Source organism: Burkholderia sp. Se-20378 (assembly GCF_017104665.1).
Lineage (GTDB): Bacteria > Pseudomonadota > Gammaproteobacteria > Burkholderiales > Burkholderiaceae > Burkholderia > Burkholderia lata.
The window spans coordinates 1-1,181 of the sequence record NZ_JAAGPG010001054.1 but is presented as its reverse complement, the minus strand read 5'-3'; the positions used below and the strand labels follow the sequence as shown (position 1 = coordinate 1,181).

General features: G+C 71.8%; 2 protein-coding genes. Both read left to right on the top strand.

Annotation, left to right across the window (positions count from 1 at the left end; all coding sequences use genetic code 11):
* Positions 1-608 (top strand): Crp/Fnr family transcriptional regulator (locus tag G3N93_RS40105; protein ID WP_206135533.1); only part of this gene is annotated, 608 nt, incomplete at its 5' end.
* Positions 609-694: 86 nt separating this feature from the next.
* The coding region (locus G3N93_RS40100; RefSeq protein WP_206135532.1) for a chromate transporter at positions 695-1,181 on the top strand (487 nt) is incomplete at its 3' end.

Sequence of the window (1,181 nt, the reverse complement as noted above, 5' to 3'; positions counted from 1 at the left end):
CGCTGCGCCGGCTGCCGGCCGGCCATGCGCTGTTCCGGCGCGGCGACCCGCCGTGCGGGCTGTACGCGGTGCTGGCCGGTTCACTCACCATAGGTGCGGTCGATCCGCAGGGCAAGGAAGCGCTGCTGACGGTCGCCGAACCCGTCACCTGGTTCGGCGAAATCGCGCTGTTCGACGGCCAGCCGCGCACGCACGACGCGATCGCACTCGACGACGCGCTGCTGCTGCACGTCCCGCAGGCCGCGCTGCTCGCGATCCTCGACGCGACGCCGCAATACTGGCGGCAATTCGCGCTGCTGATGGCGCAGAAGCTGCGCCTGAGCTTCCTGACCGTCGAATCGATGAGCGTGATGCCGGCTGCGCAGCGGCTTGCCGCCCGCCTGCTGATGATCGCCGACGGCTACGGCGGGATCAGCGCCGGCCGCACCCATATCCGGCTGTCGCAGGAAAAGCTCGCGGCGATGCTGTCGCTGACGAGGCAGACCACCAACCAGTTGCTGAAGGCGCTGCAGGCCGACGGCGTCGTGCGGCTGCACGTCGGCGAGATCGAGCTCGTCGACGTCGATGCGCTGCGGCGCGCGAGCGGGTTGCCCGACAGCCCGCGCTGAGCCCCGGCACCGCCGTCGCGCGGCCTCCCCGCCATCACCGCGTTGCGCTATCGTGGCGACTCGTCCGTTCATCCGCCCGCACCGCCTTGAGCACGTCGACCACCTCCGCTCCCTCCCGCCATCCGTGGCCGGTGTTCGTCGCATTCCTGCGGCTCGGCCTCACGTCGTTCGGCGGCCCGGTCGCGCATCTCGGCTACTTCCGCACCGAGTTCGTCACGCGGCGCGGTTGGCTCACCGAGCGCTCGTACGCGGATCTCGTCGGCCTGTGTCAGTTCCTGCCGGGGCCCGCGAGCAGCCAGGTCGGGATGGCGATCGGCCTCGCGCGCGCCGGCTACGCAGGGATGTTCGCCGCGTGGCTCGGCTTCACGCTGCCGTCCGCATTGCTGATGATGCTGTTCGCGCTCGGCGTGCACGCGACGGGCGCACCGATCGAAGCCGGTGCGCTGCACGGGCTGCGCATCGTGTCCGTCGCCGTGATCGCGCAAGCCGTGTGGGGCATGGCGCGCACGCTGTGCCCGGACGCGCGCCGCGTCACGCTGATGGCCGCGGCCGCCTGCGTCGCGCTGCTCGCGC